Origin of the sequence: Extibacter sp. GGCC_0201 (assembly GCF_017566055.1) — a bacterium.
In the GTDB taxonomy this organism is placed as follows: domain Bacteria; phylum Bacillota; class Clostridia; order Lachnospirales; family Lachnospiraceae; genus Extibacter.
This window is the reverse complement of record NZ_JABFCH010000006.1, coordinates 105,039-121,180: the sequence shown is the minus strand read 5'-3', so window position 1 is coordinate 121,180 and position 16,142 is coordinate 105,039. Positions and strand designations below refer to the sequence as shown.

13 protein-coding genes and 1 pseudogene are annotated in these 16,142 nt (G+C 50.6%); 8 read left to right on the top strand and 6 right to left on the bottom strand.

The window, feature by feature from the left end; translation table 11 throughout:
* Positions 1-11: 11 nt before the first annotated feature.
* Positions 12-419 (bottom strand): protease complex subunit PrcB family protein, encoded by a 408-nt coding sequence (locus HJV72_RS06010; RefSeq protein ID WP_227188272.1) that lies wholly within the window; start codon positions 417-419, stop codon positions 12-14.
* A gap of 131 nt (positions 420-550) precedes the next feature.
* Here HJV72_RS06010 and malQ point away from each other — a divergent pair, with 131 nt between their 5' ends.
* The 6 genes from malQ to HJV72_RS05980 all read left to right on the top strand — a co-directional run bounded on the left by malQ (position 551) and on the right by HJV72_RS05980 (position 7,753).
* Positions 551-2,062, top strand: coding sequence for a 4-alpha-glucanotransferase (gene malQ / locus HJV72_RS06005; RefSeq protein WP_208069510.1), 1,512 nt, complete (start codon positions 551-553; stop codon positions 2,060-2,062).
* Between the two features lie 26 nt (positions 2,063-2,088).
* The gene (locus HJV72_RS06000) at positions 2,089-2,823 is read left to right on the top strand and encodes a lysophospholipid acyltransferase family protein (RefSeq protein WP_208069509.1); all 735 of its coding nucleotides are present in this window, start codon (positions 2,089-2,091) and stop codon (positions 2,821-2,823) included.
* Positions 2,824-2,959: 136 nt separating this feature from the next.
* Positions 2,960-4,414 carry a nicotinate phosphoribosyltransferase gene (locus tag HJV72_RS05995; RefSeq protein ID WP_208069508.1) on the top strand — a complete coding sequence of 485 codons (1,455 nt, stop codon included), beginning with the start codon at positions 2,960-2,962 and terminating at the stop codon, positions 4,412-4,414.
* Between the two features lie 18 nt (positions 4,415-4,432).
* Complete coding sequence (locus HJV72_RS05990; protein WP_208069507.1) at positions 4,433-5,497, top strand: D-alanine--D-alanine ligase family protein; 1,065 nt, start codon at positions 4,433-4,435, stop codon at positions 5,495-5,497.
* 5 nt (positions 5,498-5,502) lie between these two features.
* Positions 5,503-6,876, top strand: coding sequence for a UDP-N-acetylmuramoyl-tripeptide--D-alanyl-D-alanine ligase (locus HJV72_RS05985; RefSeq protein WP_208069506.1), 1,374 nt, complete (start codon positions 5,503-5,505; stop codon positions 6,874-6,876).
* A gap of 58 nt (positions 6,877-6,934) precedes the next feature.
* Positions 6,935-7,753 (top strand): Cof-type HAD-IIB family hydrolase, encoded by an 819-nt coding sequence (locus HJV72_RS05980; protein ID WP_208069505.1) that lies wholly within the window; start codon positions 6,935-6,937, stop codon positions 7,751-7,753.
* Positions 7,754-7,892: 139 nt separating this feature from the next.
* On the opposite strand, the gene HJV72_RS05975 is transcribed toward HJV72_RS05980, so the two are convergent.
* Positions 7,893-8,243, bottom strand: coding sequence for an Hpt domain-containing protein (locus tag HJV72_RS05975; RefSeq protein ID WP_208069504.1), 351 nt, complete (start codon positions 8,241-8,243; stop codon positions 7,893-7,895).
* A 72-nt stretch (positions 8,244-8,315) separates the two neighbouring features.
* Entirely contained in the window at positions 8,316-8,858 is a 543-nt protein-coding gene (locus HJV72_RS05970) for a TetR/AcrR family transcriptional regulator (protein WP_208069503.1), read from the bottom strand.
* A gap of 183 nt (positions 8,859-9,041) precedes the next feature.
* On the opposite strand from HJV72_RS05970, the gene glgB reads away from it, so the two are divergent.
* The gene (gene glgB, locus HJV72_RS05965; RefSeq protein WP_208069502.1) at positions 9,042-10,829 is read left to right on the top strand and encodes a 1,4-alpha-glucan branching protein GlgB; all 1,788 of its coding nucleotides are present in this window, start codon (positions 9,042-9,044) and stop codon (positions 10,827-10,829) included.
* A gap of 14 nt (positions 10,830-10,843) precedes the next feature.
* Here glgB and HJV72_RS05960 read toward each other — a convergent pair whose 3' ends face one another.
* The gene (locus HJV72_RS05960) at positions 10,844-11,290 is read right to left on the bottom strand and encodes a MarR family winged helix-turn-helix transcriptional regulator (RefSeq protein ID WP_208069501.1); all 447 of its coding nucleotides are present in this window, start codon (positions 11,288-11,290) and stop codon (positions 10,844-10,846) included.
* A 153-nt stretch (positions 11,291-11,443) separates the two neighbouring features.
* Here HJV72_RS05960 and HJV72_RS05955 point away from each other — a divergent pair, with 153 nt between their 5' ends.
* The gene (locus HJV72_RS05955) at positions 11,444-13,129 is read left to right on the top strand and encodes an FUSC family protein (protein WP_208069500.1); all 1,686 of its coding nucleotides are present in this window, start codon (positions 11,444-11,446) and stop codon (positions 13,127-13,129) included.
* Here HJV72_RS05955 and HJV72_RS20480 read toward each other — a convergent pair.
* Positions 13,122-13,227, bottom strand: a pseudogene (locus tag HJV72_RS20480) (class I SAM-dependent methyltransferase); the annotation flags it as partial. The gene HJV72_RS05955 and the pseudogene HJV72_RS20480 sit on opposite strands and share 8 nt — an antisense overlap.
* Positions 13,228-13,252: 25 nt before the next feature.
* Positions 13,253-16,072, bottom strand: a complete 2,820-nt coding sequence (locus HJV72_RS05950) for an ATP-binding protein (protein ID WP_208069499.1) — start codon at positions 16,070-16,072, stop codon at positions 13,253-13,255.
* Between the last annotated feature and the right edge of the window lie 70 nt (positions 16,073-16,142).

Sequence of the window (16,142 nt, the reverse complement as noted above, 5' to 3'; positions counted from 1 at the left end):
TTCATTCCTCCTTAATCAAATTCTACGTTTTTGTCGCTGTATTCCATTTTTATAACTACATACGGATAAGTCGGCTTTTTCTTTACCTCTTCCGTTTTGTCCGGCCCCAGAAGACTGCTTTTCATGCAGACTGCATTGGATGTCTCATAGCATTCCGGCACCTCCACACTGTACCCGCTTGTATCTTTTGTCCCATATCCACGGGCAATGTACAGATATCCATTATCCCCGTAAGTAAGCCTGAATGGTTCCGCCTTCGCCTCTTCTATCTGTGCGGCCAGCTCTTCCGGGACAGCTTCCGTATCGACCACGGTGAAGTCGATATCGCGTATCTTGTCTTTGTCCGTCTTTGTGACGGAACACGCTGTCAGAAGGAATGTGCAGGCCAGAAGAAGCACATAGGAGCATAATCTTTTCATCAGATTCCTCAAAGCTACATTCTCTTTAACATCATACACAGCAAAGCTATGAAAAATTCCAATTTTGTAGTATAATAGACGCATATTTGTCATAAAACTACTTAATCTTTATAGAAAGCAGGCGTACCCACATGAATGAACAGAACAGAATCTCCGGCATTCTGCTGCATCCTACCTCCCTGCCGTCCCCGTACGGTATCGGAGACTTAGGGGCAGATGCCTATGAGTTCGTAGACTTTTTAGAACGCGCGGGACAGCATATCTGGCAGATGCTTCCGCTCACCCCTACCGGTTACGGCGATTCCCCCTACCAGAGCTTCTCTGCCTTTGCAGGGCAGCCCCTTCTTATCAGCCCGGCACATTTAAAAGAATTGGAGCTGGTACAAGGTTATGAGATCTTACACTGTCCCGTACGCGACGACGAACACGTCGACTACGGCGTCATCATCCCCTGGAAGCAGCGTATCTTTCAGAATGCTTACCGCCGCTTCTGCACTTCTGCCTATCAGGAGGCCCACCGGGAACTCCTAGCGGCATACGAAGCATTCTGCGGACAGAACGCGGCCTGGCTGGATGATTATGCACTCTTTATGGCGTGCAAGGATGCACACGGAGGCGTAAGCTGGCTCGAATGGGAAGACGAATGCAGAAATCCGTCTCCGGAATGCAAAGCCCGTCTGCAGGAGGCTTATGAAAAGGACAGCGGGTTCTACAAATTTCTGCAGTTCCTCTTTTTTGAAGAATGGAGAGAGCTGAAAGCTTATGCAAACAGGCATGATATACGAATCATCGGCGATATCCCCATCTTCGTCTCCATGGACAGCGCAGACGTGTGGGCGAACCAGCATCTGTTCCAGCTCGATTCAAAGGGATATCCTGTCAAAGTGGCGGGCGTGCCGCCGGATTACTTTTCCGAGACCGGCCAGCTCTGGGGCAATCCCCTCTATCACTGGGCAGCCCACGAGGAGGAAGGCTTTGCATGGTGGATCTGTCGGATACGCCATCAGCTTACGCTGCTTGATATTCTGCGTATCGACCACTTCCGTGGTTTTGAAGCATACTGGTCTGTCCCGTACGGAGAAGAGACAGCCGTACACGGCGAGTGGGTCAAAGCTCCCGGCCGGGAGCTGTTCCATGCCATAGAAGACGCGCTCGGAGAGGGACTGCCGATAATAGCGGAAGACCTTGGCGTCATCACTCCGGAAGTCGAGGCGCTGCGGAATGAATTTCACTTCCCGGGCATGAAAGTCCTTCAGTTCGCATTCGAGGGCACCGAGGAAAATGCTTTCCTCCCCCACCAGTTTACGACCCCTCACTGCGTCTGCTATACCGGGACGCACGACAATGACACGACGCTCGGATGGTATGAGACGCTGAATCCTGCCTGCCAGGAAAAGGTAAGGCGCTATACGAATTCGGACGGCACGAAGATCAATAAAGAATTCATACGTCTCTGCCTCGGCAGCATCGCCGCCTGTGCGGTCGTACCGATGCAGGATGTCCTGTCTTACGGGAAGGAAGCCAGGATGAACATACCGGGGGTTGCCGCCGGCAACTGGAACTGGCGCTTCAAGAAGGGGATATTAAGCGCGCCGCTTGCAAAAGAGCTGAAAGACATGGCCATATTATATGGAAGATATTAAATAACATAAACAGAGAGGTTATACTGATGATAAGATTTATATGTGTTGTAATCGTATTGATGCTGTATCTCGTACTGGGCATTCCGGTACTTGGAGTGGAATGGATCATCCATAAGTTCAGACGCAGGACTGCAGATGTAAGCTCCCTGCGTCTCGTACAGTGGGTCTTCCGCCTGATGCTCCGCATCTCCGGTGTGGAAGTCACCGTCATAGGTGAGGAACATGTTCCAGACGAACCGGTACTTTTTATCGGAAACCACAGAAGCTACTTCGATATACTCATCACCTATTCCCGCTGTCGTCGCCTCACCGGATATATTGCCAAGAAGGAGATGCTGCGCTATCCGCTTCTCAGAGACTGGATGAAACGGCTGTACTGTCTGTTTCTCGACAGAAGTACGCCAAAAGAGGGGCTGAAAACAATCCTGAAGGCGATAGAGTATGTGAAGGAAGGCATCTCCATCTGCATATTTCCCGAAGGAACACGCAACGACGGGGATGAACTGAGCATGCTGCCGTTTCACGACGGTTCCTTCAAGATTGCAGAGAAGACTGGCTGTGCCATCATACCGATGAGCCTCAACAACACGCATGCCATCTTTGAGCAGCAGTTCCCGCGCATCAAAAAGACCCATGTCATTCTGGAATACGGCACGCCTGTCTATCCGAATGACCTGGACAAAGAGACGAAGAAGCATCTCGGACAGTACTGCCAGAATATCATACAGGAGACGATCAATAAGAACCAAAGGCTTGTCTGAGCCTCTGGTTGATTACTTTTCTCTTTTACATTTTATGCGTCTGGTGATATAATAAGACAGAATATCCCATGCCGGGTATTCATATAGACAGGGCAGTACGGACTGCCCCGAGAAAAAAAGGAGTTTTAACAGGAAAATGAGCAGAAGAGATTTGACCTTGCTGACGGATCTATATGAGTTGACCATGATGCAGGGTTATTACGAACAGGGACAGAACGAAACTGTGATTTTTGACGTGTTTTTCCGCCAGAATCCTTGTAACAACGGCTATTCTATATGTGCCGGACTTGACCAGGTGATTGACTATATCAAGAATCTGAACTTCACATATGATGATGTGGACTATCTCAGGAGCCTGGGCATCTTCAGCGAAGATTTCCTCCACTACCTGAGTGGATTTCATTTCAGCGGCGATATCTATGCGATTCCCGAAGGGACTGTCATCTTTCCGAAGGAGCCTCTTCTGAAGGTCATCGCCCCTATTATGGAAGCGCAGCTTGTGGAAACGGCGATACTGAACATTATCAATCATCAGTCTCTTATCGCGACCAAGACATCCCGTATCGTGTTCGCTGCTAACGGGGACGGTATTATGGAATTTGGCCTGCGCCGCGCCCAGGGACCGGATGCAGGGCTGTATGGAGCAAGAGCCGCCATGATAGGAGGCTGCGTGGGAACATCTAACGTGCTGGCAGGGCAGCTGTTTGACGTGCCAGTCATGGGGACACATGCGCACAGCTGGATTATGAGTTTTAAGGACGAGTATTCCGCGTTCAGGACCTATGCCGAGATGTATCCGGATAACTGTACCCTGCTCGTGGATACGTATGATACGCTCAAGTCCGGCGTACCGAACGCGATACGTGTGTTTCAAGAGATGAAGGAGAAGGGCGTCCATTTTAAAAAGTATGGTATCCGCCTCGACAGCGGCGACCTTGCCTACTTATCCAAGGAAGCCCGCAAGATGCTCGATGCAGCCGGGTTTACCGATGCTACCATCACTGCGTCCAATGACCTTGACGAGTATCTGCTCCACGATCTGAAGATGCAGGGTGCCGCCATCAATTCCTGGGGGGTAGGGACGAACCTCATCACGTCCAAAGACTGTCCGTCATTCGGAGGCGTGTACAAGCTTGCGGCCATCATGAATGAGGACGGTGAATTCGTACCTAAGATAAAAATTTCAGAAAACACTGAGAAAATTACAAATCCTGGTAACAAAACGATTTATAGAATCTATGATAAAACAACAGGTAAAGTAAAAGCCGATCTGATCTGCTTTGTCGGAGAAGAATATGACACAGGCAGCGACCTGCTTCTGTTCGACCCGATTGAGACATGGAAGAAGACAAAGCTGCCGGGTGGATCCTACACGATGCGTGAAATACTCGTTCCTGTATTCAAGAACGGAGAATGTGTATATAAGTCCCCTTCTGTAAAGGAGATTGCCGCATACTGCCGCCAGGAAAAGAGGACTCTGTGGGAAGAGACGAAGCGGCTGTTCTACCCGCACCGCGTATATGTAGATTTGTCACAGAATCTGTATGAAGTAAAGAAATCACTCTTAGATCAGATCAGCACGACTAACTAAAAAGGAGAGCATTTGTTTATGAAGATTATCGTTTTAGCAGGAGGACTGAGCCCCGAGCGGGATGTATCCCTTATCTCGGGCGCCGGTATCTGCAGAACCTTAAGAGAACGGGGACACAAGGCATTTCTGCTGGATGTCTATCTTGGATTACCTTACGATTCTGATAAGCTGGAAGAAGTATTCGACCTTCCGGGCGCGGGGCTTGAGATTGCCCAGGGCATCAAGACGACCGCACCGGATATCGAAGCAGTCAAAGCTTCCCGCCCAGACCAGTCTGAATGCTATCTTGGTCCGAATGTCGTCGAGCTGTGTCGTCTGGCCGATATTACGTTCATGGGACTTCACGGTTCCGTTGGGGAAAACGGAAAGATGCAGGCCACGTTCGATGTCCTCGGAATCAAGTATACGGGACCTAATTCGCTCGGATGCGCCATGTCCATGAACAAGCTTGTCGCGAAGCAGGTGTTCAAGATGACACGCGTGCCTACGCCAAGGGGGACTTCTCTCACAGAAAAGACGAAAGACACGACTCTCGATGAGCTCGGATACTATCTGCCGCTCGTCGTAAAGCCTTGTTCCAGCGGTTCCAGCCTCGGCGTATATATCTGCCACACCGAAGAGGATTATAAGGAGGCGGTCCGCCGCTCTTTTGACGAGGACCATCAGGACGAAGTTGTCATCGAACCTTTTATCAGGGGCCGCGAGTATGCATGCGGCATCTTTGCAGGCAAGGCGCTGCCTCTCGTAGAGATCATACCGAGAGACGAGGTGTTTTCTTATGAAAACAAATACCAGGACGGAGGGGCGACCGAGATATGCCCGCCAATCTCCCTGGACGCGAAGATGATGAAGAAAATCCAGCGTGCCGGAGAGAAAGCGTTCGAGGCGCTGCGCATGGATGTCTACGCCCGGGCTGATTTTATCGTGGATGAGACGGACGGCAGGTTCTACTGCCTTGAGATGAACGGGCTGCCGGGCATGACTCCTACAAGCCTTCTCCCGAGGGCTGCCCTGAATGCCGGCATGGATTACGGAGAACTGTGTGAGAAAATAATTGAAGAATCAATGAAAGTAAGAGGATAAGGAATATGAAGAACCTTACACTGGAAAATATTGCAGACGCCTGTCACGGCACGTACCACGGCGATGAAAGCAAAAAGAGCCGGGAAGTGGCAGGTGTCGTAATCGACAGCAGAAAAGTCGAGAAGGATTACCTGTTTGTCGCCATTGACGGAGAGAATGTCAATGCACATAAGTTTATCCCTGATACAATTGAAAGGGGCGCTCTCTGCGTCGTCTCCCATGAGGATCTCGGTGATACGGACTTCCCATATATTCTCGTAGAGTCCACCGGGCAGGCGCTGCTGGACATCGCCAAACTGTACCGGGACTCTTTTGATGTGACGGTAGTCGGTATCACAGGAAGCGTCGGCAAGACAAGTACAAAGGAAATGATTGCCTCTGTCGTGTCTCAGAAATACAATGTCCACAAGACGTTAGGCAACTTCAACAATGAATGGGGACTTCCCCTCACCATTTTTGAGATGAATGAAGCGCATGAGGTCGTGATTCTGGAGATGGGGGTCAACCATTTCGGAGAAATGCGCCGCCTCTCCTCTGTCGCCAGTCCTGATATCTGTGTCATTACGAATATCGGCGTGGCCCATCTGGAATTCTTCAAGACGAGGGAGGGGATTCTCCAAGAGAAATCCCAGATGATACAGGATATGAAACATGGCGGAAGCATCATCCTTAACGGCGATGATGACCTTCTGTCCAGGATGGGGCCAGTGAAAGGGGTTACTCCTGTCCTCTTCGGTACGACGGAAGACTGCCAGTGCCATGCGTCCGATATCGTGCCCATGGGCTTAAAAGGAACGGCCTGTACGATACACATGCCGGACGGCGAAGCTTTTGAGTGCCTTATTCCTACTCCCGGCGCACATATGGTCTCCAATGCCCTGGCAGGCGCTGCCGTAGGCGCTGCACTCGGCCTTGCAGTAGAGGAGATCAAGGCCGGCATCGAGGCACACACGACCCTCCCGGGACGCAATAACATCATCTCCACCGGCAGCCTCATGATACTGGATGACTGCTACAATGCCAATCCGATATCCACAAAGGCAGCCATCGATGTCCTTGACATGGCCATCGGCCGGAAGGTAGCCGTGCTCGGCAACATGGGAGAACTCGGGAATAATGAAAAAGAACTTCACCGGGAAGTCGGTGAATACGCCGCAAGGCACGGCGTAGACGTCCTGTGTGCAATCGGGGAGCTGGCAAAAGAAATCGCCGCCGGAGCAGACAAAGCTCCCGGCATAGAAGTGCTCTGGTTCGCCACGAAGCAGGATTTCCTCGCACAGATGAACAACATAATAAAGGAAGGGGACAATGTCCTTGTGAAGGCGTCACACGGAATGTGGTTCCCCGAAATTGTCGAACAACTCGTAAAATTTTCATAGGGGTCAGACCCCTGTTGCACAAGGGGTCTGACCCCCTTCAAAATTAAAGGAGTTACGCATGAATTATCAGATATTAGCATTGGATTTGGATGGCACCCTGACCAACTCTAAGAAGGAGGTTTCCAGGCCGACGCTTGAGGCATTGATTCATATTCAGGAGCAGGGCAAGAAGGTGGTGCTCGCAAGTGGACGTCCTACGCAGGGCGTGCTGCCGCTGGCCGGCCAGCTCAGCCTGGACCGCTACGGCAGTTATATCTTGTCTTACAACGGCGGCCGGATAACGGACTGCAGAAGCCGGGAAGTCATCTATAACAAGACGCTTCCTATGGATATTGTCGCGCCTCTGTTTGATATCGTGGACAAGTACCGGAACCGGGGTGTTGATATCGTAGGCTATACCTCTGACGTGCTGCTGTCGGGTGGCAGCACGAACAAGTACAGCGAGCTGGAATCCCGTATCAACCATATGCCTCTCGTATCCGTGGATGATTTTCCGTCCCATATTACTGCTCCTGCGAACAAGTTCCTCGTTACCGGGGAGCCTGACGTGATACAGGAGGTAAAGGCAGAGGTCACGGAACGCTTCCGCTCTTACCTCTATATCTATCTGTCTGACCCGTTCTTTCTGGAGATCATGCCTCCGGGCATCGACAAGGCCCACTCTCTGCTCCGGCTGCTGACAAGCATCGGCCTGACCGCGGATGAGATGGTCTGCTGCGGGGACGGCTATAACGATGTGACCATGATAGAGACCGCCGGTCTGGGAGTGGCCATGGCCAACGCTCAGCCTCTCGTGCTGGAGAAGGCCGACTACATTACGAAGTCGAACGACGAGGATGGCGTGCTCCATGTGATAGAGAAGTTCATGATGGATTAGCCAAATGCTGCCATCAAGTTCTGTTTTGCTTATAGACGCACAAAAGGAAGCTCTGTAAAAATACGCAAAGCTTCCTTTTTATATTCCTCTGCTTCAGGCCGCAGCGGGATGCCAGTTGGCACTGCCCGCCCCGGCGGCTTTACTCCAGTTCTTTCAGACATTCGGTCAGCCGGTCATACTCTACTTCCACCTTCGCAAACAGCTCATCCAGATTATCGTATGTATTATTTCTTACTGCATCCACAATATGAGCACATCTACTGCTCAGATTATTCATACCCAGATTGGCAGACAGCCCCTTCAACGTATGTGCACACGTCTCGATCTCTTTATAGTCTTTCTCTTCTATCGCTCTTTTTAAGTTCGGATATGTGGCTTCATCCCGGAACCTGAGCAGATACTTCTTAAGCATAGACTCGTTCTGGCAGAATCTGCGGATTGTCTCCTGTGGATCAATCTCCATCTTTATAAGTACATCTATAAACTCCATAGCAATCTCCTTTTATGAATCTTCCAGGTTATAGCTCTAAGTATAGCATGAATCTATTAAAAAATATACTCTTTATTCATAATCTTCAAGGAGCGGCCTGATGTTTTCCGTTATACTGCTTATGACCGCAATCTTCTTGTCAGCATCATACCGGCTGTTTCCCCGGAACGCATGATATGCCCCCTGGATACAGTAGCTGAGCACGATGTTCAGGACCATATCTTCCCGGAGGCCCGGATGCTTTTCAAACAGCAGCTTCTTCACGCTGTCCTCGATCCTGGATGCGAGATGGCTGCTCTCGCTCCCGGAGAATACCGTGTCTGTCAGAGAACTCTGGGATAGATATGCCACAAACAGCTCCTGCGTAAATGCCGCCGGATTCTCTATGATGTACTCGGGGTGGGAGATGCTGTTCGTCACCGCCTCGACAATCTCCGCCTCCATAGCGTCAGACAGATCGTAGATGTCCCTGTAGTGGGAGTAGAAGGTAGACTTGTTAATCCGTGCAATACTGCAGAGCTCCTTTACCGTAATCTTTTCCAGCGGCTTTCGCGCCCGTAGTTCTATAAATGCATTTTTTATACTCTTTTCTGTCTTTTCTATCCGTAAGTCCATATGAATCCTCCTCTTTATCCAACTGATCTTCCCGATAGTCGTTTATCCGACTGTTATCCTCTAACGATGGTGGATACCTGGCATGTCTGTCTGTATAATCATTATAAACGCGATAAACGACTGCTGTCTATTATTTATAGCAGATATATACGACAGGCCATGATTTATACAGGAGGAGAGAAGATGGATTACTATGGATTTTATACCGGGAAAATATTTGACGCGTATAAGTATCTGGGCGCACACCCTGAACATGGAGGTGTCACCTTCCGCACCTTCGCGCCGGCGGCAAAGGACATCAGCCTGATTGGGGAATTTAACGGATGGACGGAATATGGCATGAACCGGGTATATGACGGCAACTTCTGGGAATGTCATGTACCGGATGCCACACCCGGCATGATGTACAAATACCGGATCTGCCGCAAGGACGGAACATACGTCGACCACTGCGACCCCTATGGATTCGGCATGGAGCTCCGCCCGGCCAGCGCGTCCATCATCCGGAACCTGGACAGCTACTGCTTTCACGATTCCCGATGGATGTCAAGGCGGACAGACTGCAGATCAAAGCCGCTCAATATATATGAAATGCATTTTGGTTCCTGGAAAAAGCCTTCCGGCAAAGAAGACGACTGGTATTCTTACACTGCGATGGCGGAGCTACTTATTCCATATCTGAAAGAATGCCACTATAATTACGTTGAAATCATGCCATTGAGCGAGCACCCATGCGATAAGTCATGGGGATACCAGAACACCGGATTCTTCAGCCCGACTTCACGTTACGGCACAGCGCAGGAGCTCATGGCATTCATCGACCTCTGTCATCAGAACGACATCGGCGTCATCCTCGACTTCGTCCCGGTCCATTTCGCCGTAGACGGGTACGCCCTCGCCCGGTATGATGGCACAAGCCTGTATGAATACCCGCATGTGGACATAGGACGCAGCGAATGGGGCAGCTGTAACTTCATGCACTCCCGTGGAGAAGTGAGAAGCTTCCTCCAGTCCGCCGCCAACTACTGGCTGACAGAATATCACGCCGACGGCATACGCATGGATGCCATAAGCAATATCATCTACTGGCAGGGAGATGCCTCACGGGGCGTGAATAAGACCGGCGTAGAATTCATCCGGGACATGAATCGGGGCCTGAAAGAACGGCACCCTTCCGCAATACTGTGTGCGGAAGATTCCTCATCCTATCCGGGCGTGACAAAGAGGACGGAGGACGGCGGCCTCGGGTTTGACTACAAATGGGACATGGGATGGATGAACGATACGCTGGAATACTTCCGCACCGCGCCGCAGTACAGAAGCCGTGACTACCACAAGCTCACCTTTTCCATGCATTACTACTACTGTGATGCCTTCCTTCTTCCGCTGTCCCACGACGAAGTCGTACACGGCAAGGCCACCATCCTCCAGAAAATGAGCGGAAGCTACGACGACAAATTCCCCCAGGCAAGGGCATTATATATGTATATGTACGCCCATCCCGGCAAGAAGCTTAACTTTATGGGAAATGAATTCGGCCAGCTCAGGGAATGGGATGAAAAACGGGAACAGGACTGGGATGTCCTGGCATATCCAATCCATGATGCATACTACCGCTTTATGAAAGAGCTCAACCGAATCTACCTGTCCCACCCTGCATTATATGCCATGGATTATGACCAGAACGGATTCTCCTGGATAGACTGTGCCCGGGAGGAACGCTGTATATATGCATTTGAGCGGACAGATGGGAGAGAAAGGATCCTGGCCGTATTCAACTTCTCAGATGAACTACAGAAGGAATATCTCCTTCCCGCAGCCGGCGCTGCCCGAATCGAGCTCCTGCTCTCCAGCGATTTTGAATCGTACGGTGGAAATGAATCTTGCGACGAAGCGTCCCTCATGCCGGAAGACGGCTGTATCCAGCTGGACCTGGCTCCTTTCAGCGCTGCCTATTATCTCATGTCTTAAAAGGCTGCTTGCGGCTAGCTGAGCCGGGGCAGAATCTCACCAAGGTCTGCGACAGCACGGTTGAGCCGCTTAAGTTCCTCTTCTGTAAGCTGCTCGTCCAACGACGATATAAAGGCTCTGTTCTTCAGATAGTATCCGTCCAGATAAGAGACGGCCGTGGGCGTAAGCTTTATCCAGACCGCCCTCCGGTCGTCTTCTTTATATATTCGCTCTATAAACTGATGCCCGCTCAGCTTATCGATCAATTTCGTCACCTGCTGCTTCGGCACCTTAAGACGACGTGCAAGCTCCGTCATCGTAACAGCCCCGCATACTCTAAGCGTCTCCAGGCAGTAATAGGTCTCCAGGCTCATCTCCCCGCTCAGGGAATCCTTGAACGGGCGTACGAGCTTCGCATGCCAGTCAGGCAGTACAAGAAGCAGATTCTGGACAAATTTCTCCGACATTTTTTCTGATTCCATCTTTTTCTCCTTATTGACAAATGAATTTAAAAATGTTATTCTTTACTCTTGTATATTAGTAAATAAAGTATGACTATCATGTATATTTTATTATTCATATAATAATACAATGTACAGCCATTTATTTCAAGCTGAAAGGAGATGCTGCAGCTGATGACTACAAAAAAATGGAATATGCCCCGGATAACGAAAGAAAAGGTTCGTTCCAGTACATTAAACTTCCTTTTTATAATTGCTTACGTAAATATATTTCAATTCGTATTCGGCCCGGAAAACTCTATCGTAGGTGTCATTTTTACGATTATGATGTCCGCATCCATGGTACGGGACCTGACGGCCGCACCAATCAGACATCTGCTTATCCAGGCTGCCGTACTTGTCTGGATGGCGGCTGCCGCTTTCCTTGTGGTTACACTGTCTGCGCCTCTGTCTTTTGCAGTTAATTTTATCACAATTTTACTAATTTTGTACGCATATACGTATGAATATTCAAATCATATGTACTTTCCGTATATATTGTCCTATCTGTTCCTCGTATACATCTCTCCGGCAGATGCCGGACAGCTTCCACGCCGGCTGCTCGGCATGCTGGCGGGAGCAGTCTCCATCATCTTATATCAGTGGTTCATGGGACGAGACAGAGCCGCTGAGACAGCCAGAGATGTCCTGGCCGATATGATAGACGACATTCTCCTTCTGATAGCGCATAAGAACAGAGAAGCTTCGGAGAACCCCTCCCCCTCTGACATGCACCGCAGCCTCAGCCGCTTAAGCCAGATGGTATATGAGCGCCGCAGGCGGGTTCTGTGCGTATCCGACGCTGCATTTTCTATGATTGCCGCCGGGCGCGGACTGGAACAGCTCCTGCTTCTTGTCAGGGAGCTGCCAACCAGCCTGTCTGTTCCGGACAGGGATCTGCTCTGTCACACCGAAGCTGTCCTGGAGATGTTCCGCGCCTTTATCTGCCGTGAATCTGAAAAGCTGCCTACGGCAGACTTCTGCCGCGTGTCCCCACCTGGTTCCGGCCAATCATCTGAACAGTTCTGCGGGGCGCTTCTCTACATCCGTGACCGGCTGCTCCATATGGCAGATCCTCAGCGCAAATCCCATTACCACAGGACAGCCCTGTCCGTAAAGGTGCGGCTGCAGGCCGCCCTGGATCTGAGTCCTGTCCGTGCTGTCTATGCCGTGAGAACCGCACTGCTTCTATCCTGTGCCGCACTGCTTGTCCAGTTCTGTCCCCTCCCGCACGGGCGCTGGCTTATGTTTACGCTTGCCTCCGTCTCTCTGCCCTATGCAGATGACGTACCAGCCAAGATGAAAAAGCGGCTCGCCGCCACGCTTGCAGGGGGTCTCGTATCCGTAGCCATCTATTCCCTCGTCCCCTCTGCCGCCGGCCGTACCGCTGCCATGATGCTGTCCGGCTATATATCATTCTACTTCACAGACTACGCCCTGACCTTTGCCTGCTCTACCGTGGGAGCGTTGGGCGGTGCCGTGTTTATGGACGCATTCGGTGTGCAGGCCGTCGGTCATATCTTCCTCATCAGGCTTGGCTATATCTTGGCAGGGGTAGCGTTGGCATTCGCAGTCAACTGTCTTCTCCTTCCGTATACGAGGAAGATGGCGACCGGGCATCTCTGGAAAAAGTATGAGACGTCTTCCAAACTGCTGGCAGAGATAAACCGTACCGGCCAGAGTGATCCCCAGCTATACTATCATCTTGTGATACAGGCATATCTGCTGGAAGAAAAGCTGGCGCAGAACGGAGCGATGCCCCGGGATTTGAACCGGGGCACCGCTCCTGATGCAGCTCCGCAATGTCGAGTAGCTTCGTGACAGGCTCTCCAAGAAATACCGCATCCTCTTCCCTTCATAAAAATAATTGTCCACCGGGAAGTGCAGAATCTCTCCTTTTCGTCATAAAACCAGTCCTGCGGATACGTGATTGCTGCACTTCTCCTAAGCCTGTCTTCTGATTACCTTACGCAAGATCTGGTACAGGTACTGTACGTCAACCGGTTTCGTCACAAATCCATCCATACCTGCTTCCGTTGCCAGGTCCACGTCTTCCTTGAACGTATTTGCCGTCATCGCAATAATCGGGATATCAGCGGCGTCTTTCCGCTTCAGCCTGCGTATCGTGCGGCATGCTTCCAGTCCGTCCATCACCGGCATCTGTATATCCATCAGTATCGCTTGGAACTCTCCGGGCTTGCTGCTCTCGAATATCTCTACCGCGGCCTTGCCGTTCTCTGCACGGTGTACGGATGCTTCCTGCATCTCCAGCAATTCTATGGCAATCTCCGCATTCAGGTCATTGTCCTCTGCCAGAAGGATATGCGTGCCTTTCAGATAGCCCAACGGCATATCTTCCGGCTGTTCTATCCTGACGCCACCCTCTTCCATGTCAATAGGAAATGCTACCGTAAAATAGAATACACTTCCTTTCTCTGGTTCACTAGTCAGATCCAGCTCCCCTCCCATGAGTTCTACGATGTTTCTGCTTATGGCAAGTCCAAGCCCGGTCCCCTGGCTCTTCGTATAATTTGTTCCTACTTGTTCAAACGACTCGAAGATTCGCTTCTGGTCTTTTTCGGATATCCCGATGCCGTCATCGGCAACCTTGAACGAAAATACCGCCTTGCCGGTGGATGACTCCTCCTCGGCTATGTCGACCTGAACGTGGCCTCCGGCGGGTGTAAATTTGAACGCATTGGATATCAGGTTCATCATCACCTGCTTCAGCCGGACCGCATCCCCAACAAGCCGCTTGTCATCCTGCATCTTCAGTTTCATCCTAAAGTCCAGCCTCTGCCGCCCGGCTTCTGCTGTCATCATGCTCTCAACCTCATTCATGACCTGATCCATGTAAAACGGCTCGCTGTCAACTGTCATCATTCCCTGCTCAATTCTGCTCATGTCCAGTATATCACTGATCAGCCCGAGCAGATAGCGGGAGGAAGAGCGAATCTTAGACAGGTTCTCCCTTACGCTTTCTGGCACATCATCTATCATACATGTCAGGTCGCTAAGGCCTACTATGGCGTTCATCGGCGTACGTATCTCGTGACTCATCCTGGACAGGAACTCACCCTTGGCACGGCTCTCCTCTTCTGCCTTGGCAAGGCTGCTCTGCATCCTTGCCGAATGTATGCGGGAACGTGCCATCACGAGAATCAGTACCACGACCAGAAGAAATACACCACCGCAGATTACGATAAACATAAACGGATTGGCATAAATCATCTCAACGAGCGTCAGACTTCCCGTGCCAGTAGAAATCATATTCTGGTTAGCCAGCGTATCTTTCTGTTCAGCGCTCAAGCTGTTAATCGCTTTGTTCATAATCGTAAGCAGCTGTCCTTCGGCAGGTCTTGCTATCGCAAAGCTTATGTCATTCCTGTCGTTGATAAGCGTGTTTGGAACTACGTTTGAAAACCGGTAGTTCTGTATCTCCTGCTCCATGACGGCGGAAACCCCGTAATAAAAATCTGCCTCGCCCCGGTCCACTGCCCTGAGTGCTTCTGTCGCGCTTTTGTAATACTTTACTTCCGAGGCTTTTATTTCTCCCGGCAGCTCCCTGCCCTCCAGCACTCCGCCTGTCAGTCCGTCCGACGGATAGCTCACGGACTTATTCCTCACTATGATATCATTCAAGTCCACATATGGCTTCGTAAGCGCCAGTTCCTGCCTTGCGCCCTCCTCGTCTGTTCCAAGATATGCCCCCAGCATGTCTGCCTTTCCTTCCTGCACCATCTTCAGAGCATCCGCGTAACTGTCCGCATAGTGATATGTGAATTCCAGCCCTGTAAAACTGCTGACCTCTGTAAGCATATCTGATATAATCCCGTTATGCAGGTCGCTCTCCGTCTCCATGCAGTACAGAGGATGCCAGTTCTTCAGCACGGCCACAGATACCGTCTTTTTCTCTGCAATATAGTCCTTTTCTTCCTGATTCAGGGCGATGCTTGCGGTGCTGCTGTCCTGAACATTAGCATCATACCGCTCCTGCGCAAAATGCGGATTGGAATCTACGATCTTCTCCATGGCCATATTGAGGCCTTCAAGAACGTCCTGCCTGTCGGGGGTCGTAACGATATAGTGAGGCTGTGAGTCAAACTCCGCAACCACGCGGAACACATTTGCGTCACCTCCGGAATTCCCGAGAAGCATATCTACCTCTTTGCTTTCCAGATAGGAATATAGGTTCCCGTCCTTCATCTGGTCCGCTGTATATGTCTTCAACGTACAGTCAATCCCGTTACTGTCCAGAAAAACCTTCAGCCGCCGCGTATTTTCCTTGGCACGTTCGTATACGCCGATCGTCTTGCCGGACATGCTCTTCCAGTCGAACGACCGTATGCTGTCATCATCCCGGCGTGCCAGCAGGACTGACTTGCTGTATCCTGTATTATAGTCAGGGTATGCAAAATACTGCTCCAGCTCTTCCTGATAAAAGGTTCCGCCCATCAAGTCATAGCCGCCCTGCAGGAACTCATCCACCAAAGTCTCGCTGTCCAAGTCTATGTACTCATATTCCCATCCGGTATACTTGGCAATCTCATTCAGATAGTCTACGACAATGCCGTGCCTCGTACCGTCTTCATCCAATTCTGTAAATCCCGGCACCTCTGAAAATACCACCTTCAGGACGCGCCCCTCTTCCGGCTCATCCGCCAGCGCACGGCTATGGGGCACAGAAGCAGCGGCAAGCATTACGGTCAGGCCGAGTATCAATGCACCACATTTTATCAAAGCCGCTTTTAATCTATATATCATAAACAACTCCTTCTTTCACATGCTTACCCTTATTGAACAACTTCTGTTCAGCGGGTATACTTTATTCTAT

Bases quoted from the DNA above. Each gene is read 5' to 3' on its own strand.
- HJV72_RS05995 (WP_208069508.1), top strand. From the start codon at position 2,960: ATGAGCAGAAGAGATTTGACCTTGCTGACGGATCTATATGAGTTGACC.
- HJV72_RS05980 (WP_208069505.1), top strand. From the start codon at position 6,935: ATGAATTATCAGATATTAGCATTGGATTTGGATGGCACCCTGACCAAC.
- HJV72_RS05955 (WP_208069500.1), top strand. From the start codon at position 11,444: ATGACTACAAAAAAATGGAATATGCCCCGGATAACGAAAGAAAAGGTT.
- HJV72_RS05985 (WP_208069506.1), top strand. From the start codon at position 5,503: ATGAAGAACCTTACACTGGAAAATATTGCAGACGCCTGTCACGGCACG.
- HJV72_RS05950 (WP_208069499.1), bottom strand. From the start codon at position 16,072: ATGATATATAGATTAAAAGCGGCTTTGATAAAATGTGGTGCATTGATA.
- HJV72_RS05960 (WP_208069501.1), bottom strand. From the start codon at position 11,290: ATGGAATCAGAAAAAATGTCGGAGAAATTTGTCCAGAATCTGCTTCTT.
- HJV72_RS06010 (WP_227188272.1), bottom strand. From the start codon at position 419: ATGAAAAGATTATGCTCCTATGTGCTTCTTCTGGCCTGCACATTCCTT.
- HJV72_RS06000 (WP_208069509.1), top strand. From the start codon at position 2,089: ATGATAAGATTTATATGTGTTGTAATCGTATTGATGCTGTATCTCGTA.
- glgB (WP_208069502.1), top strand. From the start codon at position 9,042: ATGGATTACTATGGATTTTATACCGGGAAAATATTTGACGCGTATAAG.
- malQ (WP_208069510.1), top strand. From the start codon at position 551: ATGAATGAACAGAACAGAATCTCCGGCATTCTGCTGCATCCTACCTCC.
- HJV72_RS05990 (WP_208069507.1), top strand. From the start codon at position 4,433: ATGAAGATTATCGTTTTAGCAGGAGGACTGAGCCCCGAGCGGGATGTA.
- HJV72_RS05970 (WP_208069503.1), bottom strand. From the start codon at position 8,858: ATGGACTTACGGATAGAAAAGACAGAAAAGAGTATAAAAAATGCATTT.
- HJV72_RS05975 (WP_208069504.1), bottom strand. From the start codon at position 8,243: ATGGAGTTTATAGATGTACTTATAAAGATGGAGATTGATCCACAGGAG.